At 72.6% G+C, this 25,296-nt stretch carries 23 protein-coding genes and 1 tRNA gene; 5 read left to right on the top strand and 19 right to left on the bottom strand.

Features of this window, described 5'->3' with window-relative positions; translation table 11 throughout:
• Positions 1–45 precede the first annotated feature (45 nt).
• From pknB to ACQFYA_RS00520, 7 genes are read right to left on the bottom strand one after another with little or no spacing between them, the layout of a single operon-like run.
• Positions 46–2,070: a Stk1 family PASTA domain-containing Ser/Thr kinase gene (gene pknB / locus ACQFYA_RS00490; RefSeq protein WP_499120486.1), complete on the bottom strand. Its 2,025-nt coding sequence runs from the start codon at positions 2,068–2,070 to the stop codon at positions 46–48.
• Entirely contained in the window at positions 2,071–3,636 is a 1,566-nt protein-coding gene (locus ACQFYA_RS00495; protein ID WP_499120487.1) for a serine/threonine-protein kinase, read from the bottom strand.
• A complete protein-coding gene (locus ACQFYA_RS00500) occupies positions 3,633–5,096 on the bottom strand; it encodes a peptidoglycan D,D-transpeptidase FtsI family protein (protein ID WP_499120489.1) in 1,464 nt (487 codons plus the stop codon). The genes ACQFYA_RS00495 and ACQFYA_RS00500 overlap by 4 nt, the downstream gene beginning before the upstream one ends.
• Entirely contained in the window at positions 5,093–6,664 is a 1,572-nt protein-coding gene (locus tag ACQFYA_RS00505; protein ID WP_499120491.1) for an FtsW/RodA/SpoVE family cell cycle protein, read from the bottom strand. Before ACQFYA_RS00505 ends, ACQFYA_RS00500 begins: the two co-directional genes overlap by 4 nt.
• Positions 6,661–8,055: a PP2C family protein-serine/threonine phosphatase gene (locus ACQFYA_RS00510; RefSeq protein ID WP_499120493.1), complete on the bottom strand. Its 1,395-nt coding sequence runs from the start codon at positions 8,053–8,055 to the stop codon at positions 6,661–6,663. The genes ACQFYA_RS00505 and ACQFYA_RS00510 overlap by 4 nt, the downstream gene beginning before the upstream one ends.
• A 7-nt stretch (positions 8,056–8,062) precedes the next feature.
• Positions 8,063–8,569, bottom strand: coding sequence for an FHA domain-containing protein FhaB/FipA (locus tag ACQFYA_RS00515; RefSeq protein ID WP_499120495.1), 507 nt, complete (start codon positions 8,567–8,569; stop codon positions 8,063–8,065).
• A 10-nt stretch (positions 8,570–8,579) separates the two neighbouring features.
• On the bottom strand, positions 8,580–9,299 hold the full coding sequence (locus ACQFYA_RS00520) for an FHA domain-containing protein (protein ID WP_499120497.1): 720 nt from the start codon (positions 9,297–9,299) through the stop codon (positions 8,580–8,582).
• A 207-nt stretch (positions 9,300–9,506) separates the two neighbouring features.
• On the opposite strand from ACQFYA_RS00520, the gene ACQFYA_RS00525 reads away from it, so the two are divergent.
• Positions 9,507–9,590, top strand: a tRNA-Leu gene (locus ACQFYA_RS00525).
• Between the two features lie 158 nt (positions 9,591–9,748).
• Here ACQFYA_RS00525 and ACQFYA_RS00530 read toward each other — a convergent pair.
• Both ACQFYA_RS00530 and ACQFYA_RS00535 read right to left on the bottom strand, forming a co-directional pair.
• Complete coding sequence (locus ACQFYA_RS00530) at positions 9,749–10,471, bottom strand: alpha/beta fold hydrolase (protein ID WP_499120498.1); 723 nt, start codon at positions 10,469–10,471, stop codon at positions 9,749–9,751.
• A gap of 139 nt (positions 10,472–10,610) precedes the next feature.
• Positions 10,611–11,432, bottom strand: coding sequence for an alpha/beta fold hydrolase (locus ACQFYA_RS00535; protein ID WP_499120500.1), 822 nt, complete (start codon positions 11,430–11,432; stop codon positions 10,611–10,613).
• Positions 11,433–11,589: 157 nt separating this feature from the next.
• Here ACQFYA_RS00535 and ACQFYA_RS00540 point away from each other — a divergent pair, with 157 nt between their 5' ends.
• A complete protein-coding gene (locus ACQFYA_RS00540; protein WP_499120502.1) occupies positions 11,590–13,848 on the top strand; it encodes a helix-turn-helix domain-containing protein in 2,259 nt (752 codons plus the stop codon).
• A gap of 118 nt (positions 13,849–13,966) precedes the next feature.
• On the opposite strand, the gene ACQFYA_RS00545 is transcribed toward ACQFYA_RS00540, so the two are convergent.
• The 4 genes from ACQFYA_RS00545 to ACQFYA_RS00560 all read right to left on the bottom strand — a co-directional run bounded on the left by ACQFYA_RS00545 (position 13,967) and on the right by ACQFYA_RS00560 (position 17,424).
• A complete protein-coding gene (locus ACQFYA_RS00545) occupies positions 13,967–14,275 on the bottom strand; it encodes an EthD family reductase (RefSeq protein WP_499120504.1) in 309 nt (102 codons plus the stop codon).
• Between the two features lie 105 nt (positions 14,276–14,380).
• A complete protein-coding gene (locus ACQFYA_RS00550) occupies positions 14,381–15,904 on the bottom strand; it encodes a dihydrolipoyl dehydrogenase family protein (RefSeq protein WP_499120506.1) in 1,524 nt (507 codons plus the stop codon).
• 2 nt (positions 15,905–15,906) lie between these two features.
• Positions 15,907–16,491 carry a hypothetical protein gene (locus ACQFYA_RS00555; RefSeq protein ID WP_499120508.1) on the bottom strand — a complete coding sequence of 195 codons (585 nt, stop codon included), beginning with the start codon at positions 16,489–16,491 and terminating at the stop codon, positions 15,907–15,909.
• Positions 16,492–16,590: 99 nt separating this feature from the next.
• A complete protein-coding gene (locus ACQFYA_RS00560; RefSeq protein ID WP_499120510.1) occupies positions 16,591–17,424 on the bottom strand; it encodes an alpha/beta fold hydrolase in 834 nt (277 codons plus the stop codon).
• A 128-nt stretch (positions 17,425–17,552) separates the two neighbouring features.
• Between ACQFYA_RS00560 and ACQFYA_RS00565 the strand changes: the two genes are divergently transcribed.
• Complete coding sequence (locus ACQFYA_RS00565) at positions 17,553–18,221, top strand: TetR/AcrR family transcriptional regulator (RefSeq protein WP_499120512.1); 669 nt, start codon at positions 17,553–17,555, stop codon at positions 18,219–18,221.
• 131 nt (positions 18,222–18,352) lie between these two features.
• On the opposite strand, the gene ACQFYA_RS00570 is transcribed toward ACQFYA_RS00565, so the two are convergent.
• The 3 genes from ACQFYA_RS00570 to ACQFYA_RS00580 form a co-directional block, all read right to left on the bottom strand.
• Positions 18,353–18,937, bottom strand: a complete 585-nt coding sequence (locus ACQFYA_RS00570; RefSeq protein WP_499120513.1) for a small multidrug efflux protein — start codon at positions 18,935–18,937, stop codon at positions 18,353–18,355.
• A 120-nt stretch (positions 18,938–19,057) separates the two neighbouring features.
• Complete coding sequence (locus ACQFYA_RS00575) at positions 19,058–19,816, bottom strand: MerR family transcriptional regulator (RefSeq protein ID WP_499120514.1); 759 nt, start codon at positions 19,814–19,816, stop codon at positions 19,058–19,060.
• 45 nt (positions 19,817–19,861) lie between these two features.
• On the bottom strand, positions 19,862–20,710 hold the full coding sequence (locus tag ACQFYA_RS00580) for a Rid family hydrolase (RefSeq protein WP_499120516.1): 849 nt from the start codon (positions 20,708–20,710) through the stop codon (positions 19,862–19,864).
• 101 nt (positions 20,711–20,811) lie between these two features.
• Here ACQFYA_RS00580 and ACQFYA_RS00585 point away from each other — a divergent pair, with 101 nt between their 5' ends.
• Positions 20,812–21,189, top strand: coding sequence for a winged helix-turn-helix transcriptional regulator (locus ACQFYA_RS00585; RefSeq protein ID WP_499120518.1), 378 nt, complete (start codon positions 20,812–20,814; stop codon positions 21,187–21,189).
• Between the two features lie 156 nt (positions 21,190–21,345).
• Here the strand turns inward: ACQFYA_RS00585 and idi are convergent, their stop codons facing one another.
• Positions 21,346–21,924 carry an isopentenyl-diphosphate Delta-isomerase gene (idi, locus tag ACQFYA_RS00590; RefSeq protein ID WP_499127389.1) on the bottom strand — a complete coding sequence of 193 codons (579 nt, stop codon included), beginning with the start codon at positions 21,922–21,924 and terminating at the stop codon, positions 21,346–21,348.
• 56 nt (positions 21,925–21,980) lie between these two features.
• The gene (locus tag ACQFYA_RS00595) at positions 21,981–22,790 is read right to left on the bottom strand and encodes a TspO-related membrane protein (RefSeq protein ID WP_499120519.1); all 810 of its coding nucleotides are present in this window, start codon (positions 22,788–22,790) and stop codon (positions 21,981–21,983) included.
• A gap of 106 nt (positions 22,791–22,896) precedes the next feature.
• On the opposite strand from ACQFYA_RS00595, the gene ACQFYA_RS00600 reads away from it, so the two are divergent.
• Complete coding sequence (locus ACQFYA_RS00600; RefSeq protein ID WP_499120521.1) at positions 22,897–24,405, top strand: SDR family oxidoreductase; 1,509 nt, start codon at positions 22,897–22,899, stop codon at positions 24,403–24,405.
• Here ACQFYA_RS00600 and ACQFYA_RS00605 read toward each other — a convergent pair.
• A complete protein-coding gene (locus ACQFYA_RS00605; RefSeq protein ID WP_499127391.1) occupies positions 24,395–25,270 on the bottom strand; it encodes a prenyltransferase in 876 nt (291 codons plus the stop codon). The genes ACQFYA_RS00600 and ACQFYA_RS00605 overlap by 11 nt on opposite strands.
• Positions 25,271–25,296 lie beyond the last annotated feature (26 nt).

Consider the following 25,296-nt stretch of genomic DNA (forward strand, 5'->3'; position numbering starts at 1 on the left):
CCGAGCCCGTCGCGACGCGGTCACGACGGACTCGACCTGCGGCGGTCAGCCTTCGTCGCCGCCGAGGATGCCGAGCGGGTCGCCTTCCTCGCCGTCCGTCGGGGTCTCCGTCGGCGTGGGCTCGGTCGGGGTCTCCTCGGCCTCCGGCCCGGTCGACACGACGATCCCCACGTGGGAGCCGACCTCGACCTCGGTGCCGGCCGGCTTCTCCTGCGAGATCACGTAGCCGACGGGGACGTCGTCCGAGGCCCCGAACGTGGTGTCCGGAGTGATCTGGGAGTCGCCCATCAAGGCCTGGGCCTCTTCCGCGCTCCTACCCACGACGTCCGGGACGGTGGTGGTCTCCGGCGCCTTCTCCTTGGCGATGACGATCGCGACGTCGCTGCGCTGCGGGACGTTGCCGGCCTCGGGGCTCTGGCCGATCACGGTGCCCGGGTCCTCGTCGCTCTCCTCCTCGCTGGTGGAGGAGTTGAGCCCGAGGTCGGAGAGCTGGCTCTTCGCCTGGTCCTCGGTCATGCCGCGGAGGTCGGGCAGCTTGACCTGGCCGGTCGACAGGATGAGGTTGACGGAGTCGCCCTCGCTGGCCGCCTGCCCGGACTCCGGGTCCGTGCCGATGGCGACGTCCTTCTCCACCGTGCCGCTGTTGCGGCGTTCGACGTCGCCGACGGTCAGCTGGGCGTCCTCGAGGATCTGGCGCGCCTCGCTCTCGGACTTCCCCGCCACGTCCGGGACGGCGACGGTGTCCGGCCCGGCGGAGAAGGTCACCGTGACGGTGGAGCCGCGCTCCACCTCGGCGCCACCCGCCGGGTCCTGGCCGAGGAACGTGTTCTCCGGTTCCGTGGACTCGGTGTCGGTCTCCTGCTCGTAGACCAGGCCCGCGTCCGTGATCCGCTTTTCCGCCTCGGCGGGGGTGATGGTCTGCGACAGCGACGGCACGGAGACGTTGTCCTCGCCGGCCGAGTTGATGACGACGAGCGTGATGATCGTCGCCAGCGCGACCGCGCCGATGGCGATGAGCGTCCACATGAGCCCCTTGCGGCTCTTCTTCTGGTCCTCCGGCGGCTCCTCGCCGTGCGCGCCCTGGACGCCGGTGGTGCCCCACTGCGAGGTGCCGGCCGGGTCCATCACCTGGGTGGCGTTGCCCTGACCCATGACCTGGGTCGCCGCGGCACCGGCCGCGGCAGCGCCGATCAGCGGGGCCGTGACGTCACCGCCGCGCAGCGCCGTGTCGAGGTCGGAGCGGAACTCCGCGGCCGTCGAGTAGCGGGCGTCGCGGTCCTTGGTGAGGGCCTTGAGCACGATCCGGTCGAGCACCTCGGGCACGTCGGAGGCGAGCTCGCTGGGCCGCTGCGGCGCCTGGCCGACGTGCTGGTAGGCCACCGCGACCGGGGAGTCGCCGATGAACGGCGGCCGACCCGTGAGCAGCTCGAACAGTACGCAGCCCGTGGAGTACAGGTCGCTGCGGGTGTCCACGGTCTCGCCCCGGGCCTGCTCGGGCGACAGGTACTGCGCCGTGCCGATGACGGCGTGCGTCTGCGTCATCGTCGCGGCCGAGTCCGCCATGGCACGCGCGATGCCGAAGTCCATCACCTTGACCGCGCCCGTGGGCGTGATCATGACGTTGGCCGGCTTGATGTCGCGGTGCACGATCCCGGCCTGGTGGGAGTACTCCAGCGCGCTGAGGATGCCCGCGGTGATCTCCACGGCCTCCTCGATCGGGACGGCGGCACCGTCCTGGAGGATGTCGCGGACCGTGTGGCCCTCGACGTACTCCATGACGATGAACGGGACGTGCACGGACGCGCCCTGCGTGTCCGTGTGGGTGTCCTCGCCCGTGTCGTACACGGCGACGATGGCGGGATGGTTCAGTGCGGCCGCGGACTGCGCCTCGCGGCGGAACCGTGCCAGGAACGACGGGTCGCGTGCGAGGTCCGACCGCAGCACCTTGATCGCGACGGTGCGACCGAGGCGCGTGTCGTGCCCGATGTGCACCTCGGCCATGCCGCCGCGGCCGATGAGCTCACCGACCTCGTACCGGCCCGCGAGTACCCGGGGCGTGTTGTCCACCACTCAGTCGTCCTTCTCGGTCATGGCCGCGCGCGGGGCGCGCGGCGTGTCTCGGAGCATCATCCCAGAGTCGGGACGGACGCCTGCGCGTCGTGCCGTCGGGCGGGTCGTGAGGGAGGTGGGGCGGCCGCCGGTGAGGGCGAGCGCGGGGCCCAGGAGGAGTGCCGCGGCCTGACCGTCGGGCTCGGCAGCCATCGCCTGCACCATCGTGGCGAGCAGCAGCACGACGAGCAGGCCGAGCAGCGCGAGCAGCGGCCAGGACAGGCGTCCGAGCGGGCCGAAGCGCTGGCCCGTGGACGTCGACGTCCGGCGAGCGGCCTGCTTCTCGTCGGGCGCGGTGCGCGAGGTCGAGGACCGGCCGCGCGACGCCGCGGGGCCGGGCTGGGGCTTGCGGACCGCCGGCCGGCGGGCGTCGTGGGCGCCCGCGCGGACGTCGCGGCGCGTCGGGAAGGCGCGGCCGGCACCGAGGGCGTCGTCGACGGGGCTCTCGGCCGGCGCGGCGGGATCGACCGTGTCGGCGGGGTCCTGCGGGAGCGCGTCCGGCGGGGTCGCCGGACGGGCGTCGTCGGGCGAGGTGACCGACGCCCAGGCGACGGGCATCGCCGCGGACGGCGGGGTGGCCGGGCTGCCGGCCCGCGGCGAGCCGGGGGCGGCGTGGGCGGGGACGGCGCGCGGGGGCCGGGCGCTCTGGCGGGCGGCCGCGGCGACGCGGCGCGCGGACCGGGACCGCGCTCCCAGCGGGTCCTGCGCGATCTCGCGCGCCAGCGACTCGAGCTCGCCCGCGAGGGCCGCGGCGGACTCGGGCCGCCGCGTCGGGTCCTTCTCGAGCATGCGGCCGATGACGTCCGCCAGGCCCGGGTGCACGTGGGTGGGCAGCGGCGGCACCGGCGCGTTGACGTGGGCCACGGCGATGTCGACCGGCGTGGAGCCGGTGAAGGGCCGCTTGCCCGCCGTCGCCTCGTAGGCGACGACCCCGAGCGCGTAGAGGTCGGACGCCGCCGTCGCAGGCTGCCCCACCGCCTGCTCCGGCGACAGGTACTGGGCCGTGCCCATCACCATGCCGGTGGCGGTCATCGGCGCCTGGTTGGCGGCCAGGGAGACGCCGAAGTCGGTGATCTTCACGCTGCCGCCGTGCTCCAGCAGGATGTTCCCTGGCTTGACGTCCCGGTGCACGACCTTCGCCAGGTGCGCGTGGTGCAGGCCGCGTGCCGTCGCCGCGAGGATCGGCAGCAGCTTGCGGGGCGCGACGACGGGCTCGCGCTCCAGCAGATCGGCCAGCGGCTCGCCGAGCACCAACTCCATGACGAGGAAGCCCGCGCCGTCCTGCTCGCCGTAGTCGTACATCTGGGCGATGTTCGGGTGCGACAGCGCGGCGCTGTTTCGCGCCTCCGTGCGCAGGCGGCGCAGGAAGTCCTCGTTGCCCGTGTACTCCTCCCGGAGCACCTTGACCGCGACCTCGCGACCCAGGTACCCGTCGTCGGCCACCCAGACCTCGCCCATGCCGCCCACCGCGATCTGGCGCGTGAGACGGTACCGCTCGCCGAGAGCGAGACCCGTGGTCGGCCTCATCCGTTCAGCACCGCTTCCATGACGGCCTTGGCGATCGGCGCGGCCACGGCGCCGCCCGTGGCCTCGGACGTGCCCACCGTGCCCCCGTTCTCGACGACGACGGCGACTGCCACCTTGGGGTCCTCCGCCGGCGCGAAGCCGGTGAACCACACGTGTGGGGGCGCACCCTCGCCGTGCTGCGCGGTGCCGGTCTTGCCCGCCACCGTCACGCCGGAGATCTGCGCCGACCTGCCCGAGCCGTCCTCCACGACGCCGACCATCATGTCGGTGAGCTGGTTCGCCGTCTCCTGCGAGACCGCGCGGCGGACGCTCGTGGGCGACGTCTCGCGCACCACCTCGAGCTGCGGGTCGCGGACGGTGTCCACGGAGTACGGCTGCATGACCTCGCCACCGTTCGCGATCGCGGCCGTGGTCACGGCGACCTGCAGCGGCGTCTCCCGCACGTCCCACTGCCCGATGGAGGCCTGGGCCACGAACGCAGGGGCGAACGCGTCGCTCGGCTCGGGGAAGATGCTCGCGTCAGTGCCGAACGGGACCTGGTAGGGCTCGTTCCACCCGAACGCGTTCGCCTGCTCGTACAGGGCCTCGCTGCCGAGGTCCACCCCCAGCTCCGCGAACGCGGTGTTGCAGGAAATGCGCAGCGCGTCGGCCAGGCTCATCTCCCCGGACGATGAGCAGGACGTGCCGCCGTAGTTGCCGATGCTCCGATCGGTGCCCGGCGGCTGGTAGGTGTCGGGCGCGTCGATGGAGGTGTCGGCGTCGTAGTCGCCGCTCTCGAGCGCCGCGGCCGCCGTCACCAGCTTGAACGTCGAGCCCGGGGGGTAGGTCCAGTTCGTAGCGCGGCTCTTCAGCGGGTTGCTGTCGTCGTTGAGCAGGTCCGTGTACGCCTCGCCGGCCTTCTTGGTGGAGTGCGACGCGAGATCGTTGGGGTCGAACGACGGCTTGGACACGAGCGCGAGGATCGCGCCCGTCTTCGGGTCGAGGGCGACGACGGCGCCGCGCTGGTCGCCGAGGGCGTCCCAGGCGGCCTGCTGCGCCTTCGGGTTGATGGTCAGCTCCACCGAGGAGCCCTCCGGGTCCTGGCCGGTGAGCAGGTTCTGCAGGCGGTCCACCCAGAGGGCGTCGGCCTGCCCGTTGAGGTAGTCGTTCTCGCTGTGCTCGATCGCCGTGGTGCCGTTGGCCAGCGAGAAGAAGCCGGTCAGGGGCGAGTACAGCTTCCCGTCCGCGTACTCGCGCTGGTACCCGAACTCGTCGTCGACGGGCGTGGACTGCGCCACCGCCTCGCCGTCCACGACGATCGGCCCGCGGGCGCGGCCGTACTCGGCGTAGATCGAGCGGATGTTGCGGCTGTCGCTGTTGAGCTCGTCGGAGTGGAAGAACTGGATCCACGTGGTCGAGACCATGAGCGCCAGGAACATGACCATGACGACGCTCGCCAGCCGACGCAGGGTCGTGTTCACAGGTGCTCGCCTCCTCGGGGTCGGCCGGTCGCCGGGTCGATCGCCTCCGTGGGCTGACCGCCGTCCCGGCCGGAGACGTCGCCGACCGGTCCCGCCGCGGACCGGCGCACGGGCGTGCCGGCGGCGGGGGTGCCCGCGCCTGGCGTCGAGCCCGACGCACCCACGACGATCGGGTCGTTCACGGCACCACCCTGGGCGACCGTGCCGCGCATGGGGAGCGCGGAGGGCCGGCGGGCGTTGTCGGAGATCCGCAGCAGCAGCGCGATGACGATCCAGTTGGCCAGCAGCGACGACCCGCCCTGCGCCATGAACGGCAGCGTCAGGCCGGTGAGCGGGATGATCCGCGTGATGCCGCCGACGACGACGAACAGCTGCAGCGCCATGACGAACGCGAGGCCGCCGGCGAGCAGCTTGCCGAACCCGTCGCGCACGGCGATCGCGGTGCGCAGGCCGCGCTGCACGATGAGCAGGTACGTCAGGAGGATCGCGAGCAGGCCGGTGAGGCCCAGCTCCTCGCCCAGGGACGAGTAGATGAAGTCGGAGAAGGCGTAGGGCACGAGGTACGGGTAGCCCTCGCCCCAACCGGTGCCGAACATCCCGCCCGCGGCCAGGGCGAACGTGCCCTGGACGATCTGGTAGGACCCGCCCGGCGCGTTGTACAGCTCGTTGTCGAACGGGTGGAGCCACACGTCCATGCGCGCGCCGACGTGCGGGAACACGCTCGCGGCGACCAGGGCGCCCGCCGCGAACAGGACGAGGCCGATGAGCACCCAGCTGAACCGCTCGGTGGCGAGGTAGAGCATCGCCACGAACAGCCCGAAGAACAGCAGCGAGGTGCCGAGGTCGCGCTCGAAGACCAGGACCGCGAGGGACGCGGCCCACACGATGATGATCGGGCCGAGGTCGCGGATGCGCGGCAGCTGCAGCCCCAGCACCCGCTTGCCGGCCAGGGTCAGGGTGTCCCGGTTGGTGACCAGGTAGCCGGCGAAGAAGATCGCGAACGCGATCTTGGCGAACTCGGCGGGCTGCAGGGAGAAGCCGGCGATGTTCACCCAGATGCGCGCGCCGTTGATCTCGCGCCCGATGACGGGCAGCAGCGGCAGCACGACGAGCCCGAGGCCCACCAGCATCGCGGTGTACGTGAGCTTGCGGATCCAGCGGTGGTCGCGCAGGAACCAGATCAGCGCGATCGCGATGAGCGCGCCGAGCGCGGTGTACATCATCTGCGACCAGGCGTCGGCGCCCTGCATGCCCGCGAGCTCGAGGCGCAGGATCATCGCCAGGCCCAGCCCGTTGAGCAGCACCACGGCCGGCAGGATCACCTGGTCCGCCCACGGCGCGCGCAGCCGCAGCACCACGTGCGCGGCGACGCCGATGACCGTGAGGAGGATGCTGACCGACCAGAAGTCGGACGGCAGCTCGCCGGTCACGCTGCGGCCGACCATCGCGAACGCCGTGATGCCGGCGGCCAGGGAGAGGATCAGCAGGAACAGCTCGGCCAGGCGTGCGGGCCGGCGCTCGGTGGGCGAGACCTGGCGCGCGGCGGAGGCCTCGACGGCGGCGCTCATTCCTTCGACCCCCCAGCGGCGTCGGCCTTCTGGGACGGCTTCGTGGACGGCTTCGTGCTCGGCGTGCTCGAGGGCGTCGTCTTCGGGGTCGGCGTGGCGGTCGGTGTGGGGGTGGGTGTGGGCTCGGGGGCGGCCTCGGTGATGAGCCGGTCCGCGCGCTCGCGCGCCTCGGCCTCGGACGACGCGCGGATGGAGCCGTCGAGACGGTCGGCCCAGTAGTCCGGCAGGTCGGAGACCGGCGTGCCGGTGAGCTCCACGGGGGTGGAGAGGGTGAGCGGGCCGGCGCTGGCCGGGATGCCCTGGAAGACGGCGACCTCGCCGTCGGCCACCCCGACGTAGTACTGCTGCTGCGTCCACCCGTACGCCCACCACAGGCCGTAGCCCACGCCGCCGAGCACGACGAGCACCACGAGGAGCGTGATCCAGGGGCGCCGGCGGCGCGCCGGGCGCGCGTCGTCGTCCTCGGGGTCGTCCTCGTCGGTCTCGTCGTCGGTGGCGGGCTGGGCCTGGTCCGTGGGCGCGGGGTCGTCCTCGAGCTCCTCCGCGGGGGTGGCGAGCACCGCCGGGAGCTCGCCCGTCGCGGCGGCGCCCACGATCTGCGGGGCGCCCGCGCCGGTCGGCAGGGCCGTCGTCGCGCCCGCGGCGTCGGCCGCCGGGGCCGCGTCGTCGTCCACGACGTCGGCGACGATCACCGTGATGTTGTCGGTGCTGCCCGCCGTCATGGACAGCGTGATCAGCAGGTCGGCCGCGTCGTCGGGCGACGGCGTCTCGGCGAGCACCTCGGTGATCTGCTCGGGCGAGACGAAGCCGGACAGGCCGTCGGAGCAGAGCAGCCAGCGGTCGCCGCCACGCGCCTCGCGGACCGACATGTCGGGCGTCAGGTCGACGTCGAAGTCGCCCAGCACCCGCATGACGACGTTCCGCTGCGGGTGGTGCTCCGCCTCCTCCGGCGAGATGCGCCCGGTGTCGACGAGGTGCTGCACGAACGTGTGGTCGACCGTGACCTGCGTGAGGCGGCCGTCGCGCAGCAGGTACGCGCGCGAGTCGCCGAGGTGGGCCATGACCAGCGTGCTGCCGGTGTGCAGCAGCGCGGTGACGGTGGTGCCCATGCCGACCAGCTCGGGGTCGGCGTCGCTGGCGCGCACCAGGTCCTGGCGGGCGCGCTCCACGGTGTGCTCGAGGTCGGTCAGCGCCTCCTCGGGGCCGTGCTCGACGCGGTCGAGCGGCGCGAGGGCGGCGATCGCGAGGCGCGACGCGACGTCGCCGCCGGCGTGCCCGCCCATGCCGTCGGCGACGGCCAGCAGGTGCGGCCCGGCGTACGCCGAGTCCTGGTTGTTCGAGCGCACGAGGCCGACGTCGGAGCGCGCGGCATACCGCAGGGTGAGGGTCACGGAGCGCTCACCCCTGGAGCTCGACGACGGACCGGCCGATCCGGACACCCACGCCCGGTCCCAGCGGGATCGGCCCGGACACCTGCGTGTCCCCGATGAACGTGCCGTTCGTCGACCCCAGGTCCTCGACGTACCACTGGTCGCCCTGGGGGAAGATGCGGGCGTGCCGCGACGACGAGTAGTCGTCGTCGAGCACGAGGGTGCAGCCCGGCGCACGACCGATGAGGATCGACGCCGAGGACAGCGGGAGGGTGGTGCCGCTCAGCGGGCCGCTCGTCACGACCAGGCGGGTCGGGCCGGAGGTGCGCGGCGGGGCGGCCGCGGGCGCGGCGCCGGCGGGCGTCGCTGCCGGACCGGACCCGGCGGACTCGGTACGACGGCGCTCCGCACGGGAGGCGCGCGGGGTACCGCGGGGCGCCAGGTCGCGGCGCAGCACCGCGATCGCGGAGAGCACGAACACCCAGAGCAGCACCAGGTAGCCCAGCCGCAGCAGGGTGATCGTCAGCTCACTCATCCTGGGGGGATCACCAGCCTTCGGTCTGCTGGCCGGAAGCGCTGCCGGTCCAGAACATGATGCGGGTACGGCCGATCGTCATGGTGTTCCCGTCGAGCAGGGTGGCCGCCGGGACCTGATGGCCCTCGACGAACAGCCCGTTGGTGGAGCCGAGGTCGGTCGCGACGACGCCGTCCGGCGTGACCCGGATCTCCAGGTGGCGGCGGGAGACGCCCGGGTCGTCCACGACGATGTCGGCCTCGGCGTCGCGGCCGATGACGGTGACGGGGCCCGTCAGGAGGTAGCGCTGACCGTCGATGTCGATGAGCGGGTGCCGCGTGGAGGGCGCCGCCGACGTCGCGGGCGCGACGTTGCCGCGCACGGTCGCGGAACGGAGCTGGAAGCGGCCGCCCGGCAGGTCCTCGTGCTCCTCGAAGGACACGCTGACCGGGCCCACGAAGGCATAGTGCTGCGACGCCGCGTACTCGGTGAGGTTCGTCGCGAGCTCGTCGGCCATCGTCTCGGCCCCCCAGGCGTCGATCTGGGAGAAGTCCGCCGAGGACAGCTCGATGGTGAACTCGTTCGGCACGACCGTCCGGTCGCGCCCGACGACGGCCGCGCGGTCGTCGATCTCGCGGCGCAGACGGCTCGCCAGCTCGACCGGCTTGATCTCGCTGTTGCGACCCACCTTCGCGAACGCGTTGTTCATGACGCGTTCCACGCCCTTCTCGAAGCGCTCCAGGGCGCCCATGCCACCTCCTCCCGTCGGCCCGACTCGTCCGCGGGCAGACTATCTAGATCGTAGGCAGCGCCGCAGCACCACCCCTCCGCGCGGTGTGGATTTCCTGCGAACGCTCGGCGCAGACTCAGAACCGGGCGGTGCCCGGGAGGGCCCATGATCCTGCCCCTGAGGGCGATTGGGGGCCACCCCCGCCGCCGTGCTAATCTTCTGCGGCACGCGCGAGTGGCGGAATAGGCAGACGCGCACGGTTCAGGTCCGTGTGCCCGAAAGGGCGTGGGGGTTCAACTCCCCCCTCGCGCACGTGAAGAGAAGGTCCCGGTCAGGTTCTCCTGGCCGGGACCTTCTGCGTATTCCGAGGGGACGGGCCGGGACGACGACGTCACCAGAGGTCCGGTTGACGTCGACGTTGCCCGGCCCTGCCGGGACCGGGAGGTCCGTCCTGGAAACAGCCGGGAGGACTACTGCTTCGACAGGTGGTCGACCGCTTCGGTGATCAGCTCGGTGACCGCTGCGGGCTGCGACACCATCACCGAGTGGGACGCGCCGGGGATCTCCTTGATCGAGACGGCTCCGGCACGCTCGGCCATGAACCGCAGGCCCTCGACGGGGATGTTCTTGTCCGCGTCGCCGAAGACGAACCATGACGGCAGCGTCTTCCACGCCGGGGTCTCGGCCGGCTGCGCCTCGCCGAGCGCGTAGTCCCTGATGGGGCGCTGCGTGCGAGCCTGGACCGCGGCGTCGGCGGCCGGGACGTCGGCGGCGAACTGGCCCGGGAACAGGTCCCGGTCCACCACGAGGTCGTTCGTCCCGTCCCCGAGCGGGTACGAGCGCACCGTCTCGCCGAGGGTGCTTCCCGGGAACTTGCCGGTCAGCCCCAGGGCGTTCTCGCCGTGGTCGGGAGCGAACGCGGCGACGTAGACCAGGCCGACGACGGCGGGGTTGTCCGCGGCGGCCTCGGTGATGACCGCGCCGCCGTAGGAGTGGCCGACGAGAAGGACGGGCCCGCCCACCCCGTCGACGGCCCGTCGCACGTTCTCCGCGTCAGAGGTGACGCTGCGCAGCGGGTTCGGCGTGGCGATGGCGGCCACCCCGGCGTCGGTGAGCCGGGGGATCACGCCGGACCAGCTGGCGGACTCGGCGAACGCGCCATGGACCAGGACCACGGTGATGTCTTCGGACATGGGTGAAGCTCCTTCGGTCGTGCGGGTCATGGGGACTCGAGGATCAGCTCGACCTCGACGGGCGAGCCCGGTGGCAGGGCGGCGATGCCGACCGCGCTCCGAGCCTCCGCGGCTGCCGAGGGGGCCTCGACGTCCGCCGTCAGCGGGCGAGGAACTCGAGGATGTCGGCGCCGAGCGCCGTGCGGTAGTCGCCGTAGATGCCGTGCGGCGCCCCCGGGTAGACCTTCAGGGTGGCGTCCTTCACGAGCTCGACCGAGCGGAGCGCGGAAGCGCCGATCGGGACGATCTGGTCGTCGTCACCGTGCGCGATGAGGACCGGCACGTCGAGGGCCTCGAGGTCCTCGGTGAAGTCGGTCTCGGAGAAGGCCTTCACGCAGTCGTAGGCAGCCGCCAGGTTCACCAGCATGCCCTGCCGCCAGAAGTCGTCCTTCGCGCCCTGGGAGACGTTCGCTCCCTCCCGGTTGGCGCCGAAGAACGACTCTGCGAGGTCCTGGTAGAACTGCGAGGCGTCGTTCAGCACGCCGGCACGGATGCCGTCGAACACGCTGATCGGCAGTCCGCCCGGGTTGTCCTCGGTCTGGACCATGATCGGGGGTACAGCACCCACCGTGACGACGCGGGCGACCCGCCCGGCGCCGTGCTGCGCCGCATAGCGGACCACTTCTCCGCCACCGGTCGAGTGGCCGATCACGACGAGGTCGCGCAGGTCGAGGGCTTCCACCAGCTCCGCGAGGTCACGGGCGTACGTGTCCATGTCGTTCCCCGTGGACGTCTTCGAGGAACGGCCGTGGCCGCGCCGGTCGTGCGCGATGGCCTGGTAGCCGGCGTCCGCGAGCAGCTTGAGCTCGACCTGCCAGGCGTCCGAGCTCAGCGGCCACCCGTGGCTGAAGAGGACCGGCTGGCCCGAGCCCTGGGTCGTGAAGTAGATCTCCGTACCGTCGGAGGTCGTGATGAAGGGCATGAAATATCCTCTGCTGCTGAAGGAGTCGTCCGGCTGAGCGCCGACGAGGGTCTGCGCCCCGTCCAGTGAGACCGCGGGCGACCGCCTGTCCCTACCTCACCGCCACACGGGCCGGGTGACCAGGAAGAAAGCAGGCAGAAATGGGAAGTCACCTCCGGTGAACCGACCCCCCACGCTCGGTGAGCAGCTGCGGCGGCTGCGCCTGTCGGCCGACCTCACCCTCGAAGCCCTCGCCGAACGCTCGGGCGTGAGCGTCCGGACCATCGGCGACGTGGAGCGGGGCGTCAGCGTCGCACCGCACCGACGGACCATCGACGCCCTCGCCCGCGGGCTCCGGCTCGACCCCTCCGACCGTGAGGAGCTGCTGCGCGAGGTGCGCGCCCGGCGTGCCGTCCCGGCGCAGGGGCCCCGGGCCTCGGCCGTCGCACCGCACCGGGTGTGGGACTTCAGCGGTCGCGAACGCGAGATCGCCGAGATCCTGTCGTTCCTCGGTAGCTCCCCGGAGGGTCGGACGGCTCCGGTCGTGATCTCCGGGCTGGCCGGGATCGGCAAGACCACCACCGCTCTCGAGGCGATCCACCGCCTCGAGAGCTCACGCCCGATCCTCTTCCTCGACCTCGACGGCCTGAGCCCGGCCCCGCCGACGCCGCTCCAGGTCGTCAGTGGCCTGCTGCGCCAGGTCCCCGGCGCCGGCGACGCGACACCGCGGACCCTCGACGACGCGGTGCACCGCTGGCGCGCGGTGACCGGGATGACGGCGGTGAGTGTGCTCCTCGACAACGCCGACGCCGAGGCCCAGGTCCGCCCCGTCCTCACGCTGGACCCCCTCAGCGCGGTCGTGGTCACCTCACGACGCGCGCTGACCGGGCTGGAGGGGGTGCGGCGCATCACCCTCGGTCCGCTGCGGCCCGAGGAGAGCGTCGAGCTGCTGGCCCACATCATCCCTGCGGACCAGCGGGACGCCGGCGACCTCCGCGAGCTCGCGGAGCTCTCCAGCAACGTCCCGCTCGCGATGCGGATCGCCGGGAACCGGATCGCTGCCACACCCGCCGTCCGGGCGGGCGACTTCTCGACCCGCATCAGGTCGGCCGAGGACCGCCTGCGCATGCTGGTGGCCGGCGACCTGGCGGTCGAGGCAGCCTTCACGCTGTCCTACGAGGACCTGGAACCGGCCGTGGCGACGCTGTTCCGCTCCATCTCCGTGATCGACACCGGAACGTTCGACGCCCGGATCGCCGCCGCCACCCTCGCGTCGCCCGCGAACGTCGTCGACGTCGAGAGCTGGTTGGACGAGCTCACCGACCTCGGGCTGGTCGAGGCCCGCGGGGGCAACCGCTATCACCTGCACGACCTCGTCCGCCTGTTCGCCGGCGCACGCCGGGCCGATGCCGAGCCCGCCGAGGAGACGCGGGCGCGCAGGGCCCGGCTCCGGCACTGGCTGCTCGGGAGCCTGGAGCGTGCCGGTGCCTGGTTCGAACCGGGTCGCTCGCCGGAGGATGCCGGACCGACCGGGGTGGTCTTCGTCGACGCGGGGGCGGCCGACGCCTGGATCCGCCTCGAGGAGCAGCACTGGTGGCCGGCGATGCAGGCGGCGGCGAAGGCCGGCGAGCACACGACGGTGGCCGACGTGGCGGACGCGCTGCACTGGTTCTCGGAGCTCTGGGCGGACTGGGGTCACTGGGTGGAGTTCTTCGGGCTCGCCGTGGACGCGTCGCGAGCCCTCGAGGACGAGCGTCTGGAGGCGATGCACCTGGGCTACCTCGTGTGGGCCACGGTCATCGAGTCGCGGGACCCGGTGGAAGGGCTCCGGCTCGCCCGGCTCGCGGTCGAGGCCGCCGAGAGGTCCGGGGACCATCAGCAGCTCGGGTGGACGCACTACTACCTCGGCTGGATGCTGCAGCAGAACGGGCTCGACGGCGGCCCGGAGGCCAGTCGCACCGCACTGCTGCACTTCGGCCTCGCCGGCGACGCGGAGGGCGTGACCAGTGCCGCAGCAGCGCTCGGCAACCACGCCCACGCGCACGGTGACCACCAGCTCGCGCTCGACGCGCACCGCGCCGCGTACGACCGCGTGCAGGCCGAGGCGCCGTTCGCCACGCACGCCATGACGTACGTGGTCGGCACCCTGCACTACTACATGGCCCTGGCGCTCGCCGGTCTCGACCGGCAGGCCGAGGCGATCGAGGAGGCCTGCCGCGCCCTCGCCGTCGCCGAGGAGGTGCGGGCGACCACGCTCGTCCGGCTGTCCCTGCGGGTCCGGGCGACCGCCCACCTGGCGGCAGGGAACGGGCCGCAGGCCCGGGCCGACGTCGAACGTGCTCTCGACGGGCTCGACCTGACGTCGTCCACCGAGATGAACACGGCGCTGCGGGACACCCTGCTCCCGCTGCTGGACGAGGCCGACAAGTTGGCGTGACGCGACGATCCCGCGAGCCGCTACCCCGAAGAAAGGATCCCGGCCAGGTTCTCCTGGCCGGGACCTTCTGCGTTCCGGACCGTGTGATCCGGCCCGAGGCACCGCGGCACGTCCTGACTCAAGCCTCCTCGACGTCGGCGAAGACTGCCTTCGCTCCCCCCGTGGCGAGCTCGAGCGCGCGGGGGAAGAACGCGCCCATCTCGGGCGTCTGCACCGCCGAGCTCGCTGCGTCGTAGTCGGGGAAGTAGAGGTCGATCATGCGGTAGGCAGGGGTGGCGGTGCCGTCCTCCTTGGGCCAGACCTTGGAGGTCTCCATCCTCTGGACCCCGGGGATCTTGCGTGCGCGGTCGATCAGGTCGGGGTACGCGGCCTCGAACGCGGTCGGGTCGACGGGGTTGTCGTAGATGAGAGTGATCTTCGTGGTCATGGGAAGCTCCTTGCGGGTCGATGCGAGACAACTGGTGAATGGGGCGCTGCGCGCGTCCCGTGGCGGGTCCGTCACCGGAAGCGGCGGCGATCGCGGTGTGAACGGCTAGTGATCTCGACCGTCGGCCTCGAGCAGGCGGAGCCAGAGCTCGCTGATGGTCGGGTACGCCGGCACGGCGTGCCAGAGCCGGTCCAGCGGGACCTCGCCGGCGATGGCGATCGTGGCGGCATGGAGGAGTTCGGCGACATCGCGGCCGACCGCGGTGAACCCGATCACCGTGTCGCGCTCGGCGTCGATGATGATGCGGGCCCGGCCCCGGTAGTCGTCGGCATGCAGCGCCGCACCGGCGATCGCGCCGAGGTCGCAGTCGACCACGCGGACGTTCCTTCCGGACGCCTCGGCGTCCTGCGCGGTGAGTCCGACCGTGGCGACCTCGGGATCGGTGAAGATCGCCTGGGTGGGTGCCAGCTCGTCCGCGGTCACGGCGTGGCGTCCCCACGGCTGCAGGCCGGGCTCGATGCCCTTGGCCCGTGCCGCGATGGCGTCGCCCAGTGCGCGGGCCTGGTACTTGCCGTGGTGGGTCAGCGGAGCGCGTTGATTGACGTCCCCGGCGGCGAACAGCCACCCCGTGCCGGGGTCGGCGGCGGTGTCGTCGCCGACCGGCTTGCCGTTCCCGTCGAGCACGGCCAGCGCCTCGTTGACGGTGAGCCAGCTGCCGGGGTCGAGGCCGATCCGGTCCAGGCCGATGTCCGTGGTGCTGGCCGCGCGCCCGGTGGCGACGAGGACGTCGTCCGCCGCCACCGTGCTGCCGTCGGACAGGGTGATCTCGACGGTGCCGGACTCGTCCCGCCGGACCTCGACGGCGTCGACACCCAGGTGCAGCGTGACTCCGGCCGTGCGCAGTGCGTCGGCCACCTGCTCACCGGCGAACGGTTCGGTGGTGGGTAGCAGCCGGGTCCGAGAGATCAACCGCACCTGGGATCCCAGCGCGCTGTAGGCGGTGGCCATCTCGGAGCCGACGACTCCGCCACCGATGATCGCCAACCGGTCCGGCACCTTCTGAGCGGCCGCGGCGTCCCTGCTCGTCCACGGCCCGACGTCGGCCAGTCCTGTGATCGGCGGGACGTGTGCGTTGCTGCCGGTCGCGATGACGACGGCATGACGGGCCTGCAGCGTGGTCGTCGTGCCGTCGTCGTCGGTGACGGCCACCGTGCGCGGGGCCGTGATCCGGCCGTGTCCGCGGACCAACGTGATGCCGGCACCGTTGAGCCAGTCGACCTGGCCGGAGTCGTTCCACTCCGCGGCGATCCGGTCCCGACGGGCGAAGACCGCGGCCAGGTCCAGGGCACCGCTGACGGCGAGCCCGGCGGCGGGAAGGGCGCGGGCGGCGCGGAGGGCGGCGGCGTCGCGGAGCAGCGCCTTGGTCGGCATGCAGGCCCAGTACGAGCACTCCCCGCCGACGAGCTCGCGTTCGACGACGGTCGCGGTCAGGCCGCCCTGGACGACCCGGTCGGCGACGTTCTCACCAGTCGGCCCGGCGCCGATGATGACCACATCGACGACGGAGTCCACGTCCGGGCCGGCTGTCCCGTCGGACTCGCCGGTGGGCTGTCGGGTGGCTCCGGTCATGATCACTTCACCGTCCTTCGCATGACGACGTTCAGCCGGACTGCCGAGACCAGGAAGAAGATGCCCCCCAGGATCGCGTACCCGCCGACGCCGGTCAGCGCGGCATCCGGGCCGCCGGCCATCAGGATGAAGCCGCTGCCCGCCAGGACGGAGATGCCGCCGCTGAGGACCATCGCCACCTGACCGCCGAGGCGCCAGCGCAGAACGGCGACGACCAGCTGCACGATCCCGGCCGTGATCGCCCACGCACCCCACACCCGCAGCACGTCCGGGATACCGGAGCCGACGGCGACCGCCAGCCCGATGGCAGCCAGCAGACTCAAGACCATGTTGAGGTACAGCGGCGCCTTCGGCCGGCTGGAACCCGAGGAGCGGAAGTCGACGACCGCCGCAGCGACGTCGAACAACGGGTAGACGACGAGCAGCGTGATCGCGACCGGGTTGATCGTCGTCGCGGTCACGATCAGCAGGATCGCCCAGACGACGGCGAACCCGGATCGCACGTAGTACAGGTTCCGCAGCGCCTTCGTGCTGCGGCTGGTGTCAGCGCCGGCAGCCGCCTCGCGCGTTTCGACTGACTCGGACATGAGGTCTCTCTTTCGATGGTTGCGATGGGTGCGATGGGTGGCCAGGCGGCCGGCACGTCAGGTCGTTGATCGACGCGACGTGCCGGCCGCGCGGATGGATCAGTCGGTGGCGCGTGCAGCCGACTCGATGACGTTCGCCGTCGTCTTCGGGTGGGAGATGAACCCGACGTGCGAGGCCTTGACCTCGGTGGTGTGGGCGCCCATGCGCTTGGCGAAGAAGCGCTGCGCCACCGGGGAGAGTGCCTTGTCGTCGCTCGAGACCTGGTACCAGCTGGGGATCGTCTTCCAGGCCGGCTCGCCCGGCGAGGGCTCCTCGAGGATCGAGACGTCGGCCGGGCGCTGCGTCGCGGCCATGAGACGGGCCTCGCTCGCGGGCAGGTCGGCGGCGAAGATCTGCCGGAACCTGGCCGGGTCGATGGTGATGTCCGCGCCGCCGGCGTACGGGCGGGTCACGAGCGAGTCGGGCGTCAGCTCGCTGCCCGGGTACTGCTCGGGATCGCTGAACTGACCGACGGTCTCGCCCTTGTCCGGGGCGTGGCCCGCGACGTAGACGAGGGCATCGACGTTGTCGGCGCCCGTGGCGGCGTTCGTGATGACACCTCCGCCGTAGGAGTGGCCCACCAGCACGACGTCACCGTCGACCGAGTCGATGATGCTGCGGACATAGGCGGAGTCCGCCTCGAGGCTGCGGAGCGGGTTGGCTGCGGCGATGACGGGGTAGCCGTCGTGCTGCAGCTCGGCGATCACGCCGTTCCAGCCACTGCCGTCGGCGAACGCCCCGTGTACGAGCACGATCGTGGGCTTGGCGTGCGAGCTCTGGTCGCGGTGCTGGCTGATGTCGGCCTGCGCAGCGGTCGTCCCGATGCTGAGGGCCAGCACCGCGACGCCGATGGTGGCGCCGAACCGCCGGCGACTCCAAGACGTGACGTTCATGGTGATCTTCCTTCCGGTCGTTCCCGATAGAGACAGAGAGAGCGTTCGTTCTCTCCCAGAACAGCACCGCCGTCGGCGGCTGTCAAGAGTGAACGTTCTCTCTCTTCTTCGTCTATGATCGGGAGACCATGCAGATCACGAACCTCCCACCAGCGAAGAGCTCAGCGGCCCGCGAACGTCTGTTGGCCACGGCTGCGCGGATCTTCTACGCCGAGGGCATCAACAGCGTCGGTGTCGCGCGGATCGTCTCGGAGGCGGGTGTGACGCTGGCCACCTTCTATCGGCACTTCCCCAGCAAGCAGGACCTGACCCTCGCCTACCTCCAACGCGTCCATGACGGCTATGACGCGCGCGCTGCAGCCGCGCGAGAGGCCGCCAAGGACCCGGGCGACATGCTCAAGCTGATCGGCAAGAACATCACCGCGCAGCTCCTCCAGCCCGGCTTTCGGGGCTGTCCGTTCATCAACGCGGCCTCGGAGTTCGAGGATCCGGACGCCCCGATCCTGCGCGCCGTACTCGCCCACCGCGCCTGGTTTCACGACCTCATCCGCGACACGTTCGCCTCGGCCGGCCACCCGCAGCCGGACCTCGCCGCCAACCGCTACGTGATGCTCCGCGACGGCGCGACGACAGCCGGACATCTCGGCGATCCCGTCCAAGCGCGCGACGCCTTCGACCGCAGCGTCGAAGACCTGTTGCACTTCACCGACGATGCCGCCACGGCCGATCGCGTCGGGGCAGACCCGTCTTCCGTGCCCCGCGCGCGCACGGCAGGTCGGGCCGGCGCCTCCGAGTGAGGCGTACGGCCCACGCGACGAGAAGGTCCCGGCCGGGTTCTCCTGGCCGGGACCTTCTCGGTTCCGAGGTTCTTCCTGAGGCGGTCCGTTCCGCGACGCCTTGGAGGGGCTGGTCGGACCTCCGTCGTCGCTCAGGCCGGGACGACGAGGCGGAGCGCGAGCGAGACCGACACGGTGGCGACGGTCGTCCAGAGGACGATCGCGACGGCCTGCCAGAGCAGGACCCACCGCCGCGGGGTGCCGCCGGCGACGAGCATCGCGGCCGTGAACTGGGTCGGGATCGCGAGCGGGCCGAGGATGCTCGCGCCCGGGACGCCGAACCGGACGAGCCAGCGGTTGAAGCGCTGGCGACCCTTCGACTCCGGCCTGGCCGGCGCGGAGGCCTCGAGCCCCGCGGCCCCTTCGGCCTCTGTGGACCCTGCGGTCCCCGCGGTTCCCACGGTCGCCTCGACGCGGGAGGCGCGACGGGTCGCAACGGCCGTGCGGGCCCGTGAGGTGAGGAGCACCACGAGGAGCACGCAGAGGAAGTTCCCCGCGGCCGCGGCGACCGCCGCGACGACGGGGTTGATGCCGCCGACGATGCCGATCATCGACGCCCCCTCCCCCTCGACGAACGGGATCGCGCCGGCGAGCAGCACGATCAGGGGCTGGACGATCTCGGGCACGTCGGCCACGAGACGCTGGAAGCTGTCGACGAGCTCCTCGACGGGACGCATGGGACTCCTTGGGTGTGCACGGTCGCTGGTGCCGAGAGGCCTCGGCTCTGCCCCCAGTGGAAACCGTGTGGTCGGCACAGGGTCAAGGGGTGCGGGTCGGGGTCTGCGCGGGGCCGCCGCTCACCCGGGGTCGTCCCCCGCCGCACGGTCCGCCCGCAGCTGCTCGTGCGCGAGGAGGGCGGCCCGTTGGAGCACGTCGAGCTGGGCGGTGTTGTAGAGCTCGGCCACCGACTCGAGGAACGTCTGCTGGGTGAGGCGCTCGCTCCTCGACAGGTGCCCCACCGGGTCGCTCAGCCACGGGTAGTCGACCAGGTTCTGCGCGAGGGTGGGCGCCAGCCGTGCGGCGAGCCGCTGCCGCGTGCCCTCGTCCGCGTCGGTCGGCAGCGCGTCGAACTCGTCCGTGCCGGCGCCGGTGTCGGCGTCGTCCTCCACCATGCGCCGCAGGTCCGCCATCGCGTCCTCGTCGTAGAGCCGGGAGTAGATGTGGATGATCGAGCTGTCCGCCTCGGACAGGTGCGCCGCCACGGACGCGAACCCGGCGGGGGCGTCGGCGGGGGCGTCGTCGCGCAGGATCGTCGCGATGTCGGCCCGCGCCTGCTGCAGCTTCTCGATGTTCCGCGCGAGCTCGGCGTCCAGCTCACGCAGCGCGGCCGGCGTGCTCTCGCCGCCCGCGCCGACCTCCGCGATCCGCGAGAGCGGGACGCCCAGGTCCGCGAGCCGCCGGACCCGCAGCAGGCGCACCAGGTGCCGCACCCCGTACCGCTTGTACCCGTTGCCGCTGCGCTCGGGCTCGTCCAGCAGGCCGAGCCGGTGGTAGTGCCGGACGGTGTTCACCGTGGTTCCCGCCAGCTCGGCGAGCTCTCGCGTGCTCCAGGCCATGGACCGTTCCTCGGGACGTCGGGGCGGTGGTGGTGCGGCTGCCGGTCAGGCGGGCTCTCCCGAGCCGACGACCGCCGTCACGCGGATCTCGACGCGCATCCCGGGCGCCCCGAAGGCGGAGACGCCGGTCTCGGTCCAGACCGGCCGGCGCTCGCCGGTGCGCGCGCCGAGCTGCTCGATCATCACGCGGTGGTGGGTCTCCCCGATGAAGCCGGGGACCTCGGGCAGGTGGTAGGAGTTCACGTGCACGACGTCGCGCCAGGTCGCGCCCGCGGTCGCGAGGGTCCGCTCGACGTTGTCGAACGCGCGGACGATCTCGTCCTCGAGCGACTCCGGGAAGTTCAGGTCGTCGTCCCAGCCGCCCTGGCCCGAGATCTCGACGCGGTCGCCGAGGCGGACGGCCTGGCTGTAGTGCCTGGCCTCGAGCATGCGCTCGCCGTAGCCCGGGGTCGCGAAGGTCTCCGGGCGGGAGGCGGCGGGCTCCGGCTCGCCGACGACGGCGGTGGCCTCGACCTCGACGAGGTGCTCCGGCGTGTGCAGGGCGGCGACGCCGATGAGCGTCGCGGGTGGTGCCGGGACGGCGCCCAGCCGGGCCGCGGCGCGGGCCACGCCGTCGAGGAAGGACGCCATCCTGTCCGGCGTCCAGTCCACGACGTAGACGGTCAGCCGGACGGCGTCCGCCATCCCCGCCCCGGCGCCGGCGAGGGCCGTGGCGACGTTGAGATAGCTCTGCTCGACCTGGGCGGCGAGGTCGCCGACGCCGACGGTGGCACCGTCCGCGTCCCAGGCGACCTGGCCTGCGACGAAGACCTGCCGGGTGCCCGTGGCGACGGCGACCTGGTGGTAGGCGTCGCTCCGGGGCAGGCCGGGAGGGTCGGTGAGGGTGACGGTCATGGGTCTCGCTCCTCGTCCGTAGAAACTTCTGGTGACTCAGGAACCATAGGAGACCTAGGCTGGTCCCGGAAGAGCGCACTTTTCGGTGACGGAGGAACCTGATGGTGACCATCCAGCCCAGCGAGGCGGCCCAGGACGACATCATGCGGGCGGGAACCCTGGCCCGCGAGATCTTCTCGGACGTCGCCAACAAGTGGGCGCTGCTGATCATCGAGACGCTGGGGGACGACACGCTGCGCTTCAGCGAGCTGCGCGACGCGCTGGAGGGCATCAGCCACAAGATGCTGACCCAGAACCTGCGCATGATGGAGCGCAACGGCCTGGTGGAGCGCACGGTGTACCCCACGGTGCCGCCGCGCGTCGAGTACACGCTGACCGGCCCGGGCCGGGGGCTGCGGGCCACCGTCGACCTGATGTGCGAGTGGACCAGGCACCACATGGAGCACATCGAGTCCGCGCGCCACGCGTTCGACGGCTGACCGGGGAGGGTCGTTCCCGGTCGAGCAGCGCCTGGTCACGTCCCCCGACGGCGTCCACGTGCACGGCGAGCCCGTCGAGGAGATCGCGCTGCTGCGCCGGGACACCGTCGCCGAGCAGGACGCACGACGTCGCGGTCAACCGTGCGCTCGCCGACCTCACCACGCACCGGCTGGACCGGGCGTGGGGCTGAGGGGCGCGGGCCGCACCCCGAGCCCGCGCAGCTCCTGCAGCTGCTCGACCAGCCACGGGCTCAGCGCCCAGGGCGCGAGCCGGGCCAGCTCGTCGAGGTCGTCCGGGGCGACCCACCGCCACTCCATCACCTCGTCCGGGTTCGGCACCGGGTCGCGGTTAGTGACCGCGGACAGGACGGGGCAGATCTCGTTCTCGACCACGCCGCCGGCGTCGACAGCCCGGTAGCGGAAGTCGGGCAGCAGGGGCTGGACGGACGCGACGTCCAGCCCGAGCTCGTGCCGGGCGTGCCGCTGCACGGCCTGGACCGGCGACTCGCCCTGCCGGGGGTGCCCGCAGAAGGAGTTGGTCCAGACGCCGGGCCACGTCCGCTTCGACAGGGCGCGCCGGGTGAGGAGCATCTGCCCGTCCGGGCGGAAGAGGTAGCAGGAGAAGCCGAGGTGCAGCGGGGTCTCGCGGGTGTGCACCGTCGCGCGCGGCGCGGTGCCCGTGGGCCGGCCGGCGTCGTCGAGCAGGATCACGTGGTCGGCCGTGTCGGTGTCCATGAGGCCATCCTCCCCCCGCCCGGGCAGGGCGAGGACGGCGGGCGCGGGCGACCCGGTCACGCGTCGACCGTGCGGGGCTCGCGCGTCGTGGCCCGCACGCGCAGGGCGACCGTGACCGCGAGGACGAGGACGGCGGCCGTGGCGGCGGCCACGGCCGTAGGCGCGGACTGCGGCGCGCCGTCCCAGCGGGCGACGGCGATCCAGGCCAGACCCCAGGCGATGGCGGCGGCCACGGCGACGCGGCCCCTGCCCCGCACCGCCAGGGCGACCCCGATCCCGGCGACCACCGCCAGGACGGCGACCGCCCACCAGTCCGGGTCGAGACCCGCGCCGTCGAACCCGGCGTCCGCGAGGGCCGACGCGACGTTGGCCACGGTGGCCACGCAGACCCAGCCGAGGTAGAGCCCGAGCACGCCGTCGACGAGGACGAGCTCCAGGGGCCCGCTCGCCCGCGACCGCCCGAGGAGCACGAACACGCGCACGAGCAGGGCGAGCAGCGCGGCGATGACGAGCACGCTCACCCAGAGCCAGCCCAGCTGGACCACCAGGATCCACGCCGCGTTGAGCAGCATGGTGCCGGCGACGGTCAGCCGGAGGCTGCGGTGCCGGTCCGCGGACGCGGGCGCCGGGAACCACTGCAGCACCGTGTATCCCGCCAGCCCGACATAGACGACGGTCCAGACCGTGAAGGCGGGCGACGCGGGCGCCAGCAGGGTGGCGTCGGCGGCGAGGGCGCCGCCCGCGGCCGACGCGATCGGCGTCCCCCCGAACACGCCGACGCCGATCATGGAGCCGACCAGGCACACCAGAAAGCTGACGGTGACGACCGCCTGCTGGGCCCGGTCGACGGATCGTTGCTGAGCCATAGGGGTTCCCCTTCCTGCGAATATCGCTAGCCTGGCTAGTAAGTCTCTAGACTAGCTAGTGATCCGACCAGATTCCTGACGAGGCCGAGAGGCCGGAGCGGACGCCATGACCACCACCGACGGACACGACCACCCGGGGCGCGGCCTGGTGCTCGTCACCGGCGCCACCGGCTACATCGGGGGGCGGCTGGTGCCCGAGCTGCTGGCCGCCGGGTACACCGTGCGCGTGCTGGCCCGGCACCCCGAGCGGATCGCGTCGCGGGACTGGGCCGACGACGTGGAGGTGGCCACCGGCGACGCCACGTCCCGCCCGGACCTGCGCCGGGCGCTCGAGGGCGTGGACGTGGCCTACTACCTGATCCACGCGCTCGGCGCCGGGACCGGTTTCGCGGAGCGGGACCGTGCCACCGCGCGCGGCTTCGCCGCCGTGGCCCGGCAGGCCGGCGTGCGCCGCGTCGTCTACCTCGGCGGGCTGTACCCCGACGGGGAGCGGCTCTCGCCGCACCTGGAGTCGCGCCGCGAGGTCGAGGAGATCCTGCTCGACGGCGGGGTGCCGACGGTCGTGCTCCGGGCCGCGGTGATCCTCGGGTCCGGCAGCGCGTCGTTCGAGATGATGCGGTACCTGACCGAGCGACTGCCCGCGATGGTGGCGCCGCGGTGGATCGACAACCGCATCCAGCCCATCGCGGTCCGCGACGTGCTGCGCTACCTCGTCGGCGCGGCGAGCATCCCGGCCGAGGTGAGCCGCGGGTTCGACATCGGCGGGCCGGACGTCCTCACCTACCGCGCGATGATGCAGCGCTACGCGGCCGTCGCGGGGCTCCGTCCCCGGTTCATCCGGTCCGTCCCGGTCCTCACGCCGGGCCTGGCCAGCCACTGGGTGGGGCTCGTGACGCCCGTGCCGCCGGCGATCGCCCGGCCGCTCGTGGGCTCGCTGGTGCACGAGGTGGTGGCCCGGGAGGACGACATCAAGGAGTACGTGCCCGACCCGCCCGGGGGGCTCCTCGACTTCGACACCGCGGTCGGGCTGGCGCTCACGCGGATCCGTGAGCTGGACGTGCGCACGAGCTGGGTGTCGGCGTCGACACCCGGCGCACCGTCCGACACGCTCCCCGAGGACCCGGACTGGGCCGGCGGGAGCCTGCTGGTGGACGACCGGTCCGTCGAGGTGGACACGACGCGCGAGGCGCTGTGGACGGTGATCGAGGGCATCGGCGGTGCGCACGGCTGGTACTCCTGGCGCCTGGGCTGGGTGGCGCGCGGCGTCATGGACCGCCTCTTCGGCGGGCCCGGGCTGCGCCGCGGCCGCCGGCACCCGCAGCGCCTCGCGCCCGGCGACGCGCTCGACTGGTGGCGCGTCGAGGCGGTCGAGCCGGGCCGCCTGCTGCGGCTGCGCGCGGAGATGCGGCTCCCCGGGCTGGCCTGGCTCGAGCTGTCCGTCGAGGGCGCGGAGGGCGCCCGGCCGACGTTCCGCCAGCGCGCGATCTTCTCGCCCCGCGGGCTGCCCGGCCAGCTCTACTGGTGGGGCATCAGCCCGTTCCACGGCATCGTCTTCGGGGGGATGCAGCGCAACATCGCCCGCGCGGCCGAGGCGCAGGAGTCCGTCACCGCGTGAGCGAGATCCAGATGAACAGCTGCGTCAGGAGGAAGCCGGTGACGATGTTGAGCCACAGGAACCGGCTCCAGCCGGCGTGCGCGCGCTCGCAGTCGGCGTCGGGCAGGTCGCGGAACGGGGCGATGCTGACGAGGTACGGCACGACGAGCACCGCGGCGAGCGCGCCGGGCCGGCCCGCGAGCAGCACCACGACTCCGGCCGCGGCGTAGGCGGCCATGGCGCCGCGCACGGTGCGCGCGGCGCCCAGCCAGGTGGCGACCGAGCCGATGCCGGCGGCGCGGTCGGCCTCGACGTCCTGCACGGCGCCGAACGCCTGGGAGGCCATGCCCCACAGGAAGAACGCGACGAGCGCGGCGACCACCGGAGTGCTGAGGGCGCCGTCCGCCAGCGTGAGCCCGACCACGGCCGGGCTGACGAAGTGGGTGGCGGACGTCGCCGAGTCGAGCACGGGGCGCTCCTTGAACCGGAGCCCGGGCGCCGAGTACGCGACGACGGCGAAGACGCTCACGGCGAGCACGGCCGTCGACGCCGCGTCGCCCACCAGGGCGAGATAGACGAGGAACGGCACGTTGCTCACGACGGCGCACCACACGGTGAGCCGGTGCCAGCGGCGAGACAGCACCACGCCCTCGATGCCGCCCTTGCGGGGGTTGCGCAGGTCGGACTCGTAGTCCCACACGTCGTTGAGGCCGTACATGAGCAGGTTGTACGGCACGAGGAAGTAGAACGTGCCGACCACGAGCTCCGCGACGCCGACCCGCCCGAGCCCGCCCGCGAGGAGGTACGCCGCCGCGAACGGGTAGGCCGTGTTGATCCAGCTCACCGGGCGCGAGGACCCGACGACCTGCCGCAGCGCCGCGCGCATGCCGGTCTGCGTGGCAGCCTCGGCGG

Origin of the sequence: Promicromonospora sp. Marseille-Q5078 (assembly GCF_050315395.1) — a bacterium.
Taxonomy (GTDB): domain Bacteria; phylum Actinomycetota; class Actinomycetes; order Actinomycetales; family Cellulomonadaceae; genus Isoptericola.

What these genes read in the sequence shown, in the direction of transcription:
- ACQFYA_RS00550 (WP_499120506.1), bottom strand. Translation starts at nt 15,904, where the DNA reads ATGACCGGAGCCACCCGACAGCCCACCGGCGAGTCCGACGGGACAGCC.
- ACQFYA_RS00605 (WP_499127391.1), bottom strand. Translation starts at nt 25,270, where the DNA reads ATGCGCGCGGCGCTGCGGCAGGTCGTCGGGTCCTCGCGCCCGGTGAGC.
- ACQFYA_RS00585 (WP_499120518.1), top strand. Translation starts at nt 20,812, where the DNA reads ATGGTGACCATCCAGCCCAGCGAGGCGGCCCAGGACGACATCATGCGG.
- ACQFYA_RS00580 (WP_499120516.1), bottom strand. Translation starts at nt 20,710, where the DNA reads ATGACCGTCACCCTCACCGACCCTCCCGGCCTGCCCCGGAGCGACGCC.
- ACQFYA_RS00555 (WP_499120508.1), bottom strand. Translation starts at nt 16,491, where the DNA reads ATGTCCGAGTCAGTCGAAACGCGCGAGGCGGCTGCCGGCGCTGACACC.
- ACQFYA_RS00575 (WP_499120514.1), bottom strand. Translation starts at nt 19,816, where the DNA reads ATGGCCTGGAGCACGCGAGAGCTCGCCGAGCTGGCGGGAACCACGGTG.
- ACQFYA_RS00495 (WP_499120487.1), bottom strand. Translation starts at nt 3,636, where the DNA reads ATGAGGCCGACCACGGGTCTCGCTCTCGGCGAGCGGTACCGTCTCACG.
- ACQFYA_RS00520 (WP_499120497.1), bottom strand. Translation starts at nt 9,299, where the DNA reads ATGGGCGCCCTGGAGCGCTTCGAGAAGGGCGTGGAACGCGTCATGAAC.
- ACQFYA_RS00600 (WP_499120521.1), top strand. Translation starts at nt 22,897, where the DNA reads ATGACCACCACCGACGGACACGACCACCCGGGGCGCGGCCTGGTGCTC.
- ACQFYA_RS00545 (WP_499120504.1), bottom strand. Translation starts at nt 14,275, where the DNA reads ATGACCACGAAGATCACTCTCATCTACGACAACCCCGTCGACCCGACC.
- ACQFYA_RS00570 (WP_499120513.1), bottom strand. Translation starts at nt 18,937, where the DNA reads ATGCGTCCCGTCGAGGAGCTCGTCGACAGCTTCCAGCGTCTCGTGGCC.
- ACQFYA_RS00560 (WP_499120510.1), bottom strand. Translation starts at nt 17,424, where the DNA reads ATGAACGTCACGTCTTGGAGTCGCCGGCGGTTCGGCGCCACCATCGGC.
- ACQFYA_RS00515 (WP_499120495.1), bottom strand. Translation starts at nt 8,569, where the DNA reads ATGAGTGAGCTGACGATCACCCTGCTGCGGCTGGGCTACCTGGTGCTG.
- ACQFYA_RS00565 (WP_499120512.1), top strand. Translation starts at nt 17,553, where the DNA reads ATGCAGATCACGAACCTCCCACCAGCGAAGAGCTCAGCGGCCCGCGAA.
- ACQFYA_RS00530 (WP_499120498.1), bottom strand. Translation starts at nt 10,471, where the DNA reads ATGTCCGAAGACATCACCGTGGTCCTGGTCCATGGCGCGTTCGCCGAG.
- ACQFYA_RS00505 (WP_499120491.1), bottom strand. Translation starts at nt 6,664, where the DNA reads ATGAGCGCCGCCGTCGAGGCCTCCGCCGCGCGCCAGGTCTCGCCCACC.
- idi (WP_499127389.1), bottom strand. Translation starts at nt 21,924, where the DNA reads ATGGACACCGACACGGCCGACCACGTGATCCTGCTCGACGACGCCGGC.
- ACQFYA_RS00595 (WP_499120519.1), bottom strand. Translation starts at nt 22,790, where the DNA reads ATGGCTCAGCAACGATCCGTCGACCGGGCCCAGCAGGCGGTCGTCACC.
- ACQFYA_RS00535 (WP_499120500.1), bottom strand. Translation starts at nt 11,432, where the DNA reads ATGCCCTTCATCACGACCTCCGACGGTACGGAGATCTACTTCACGACC.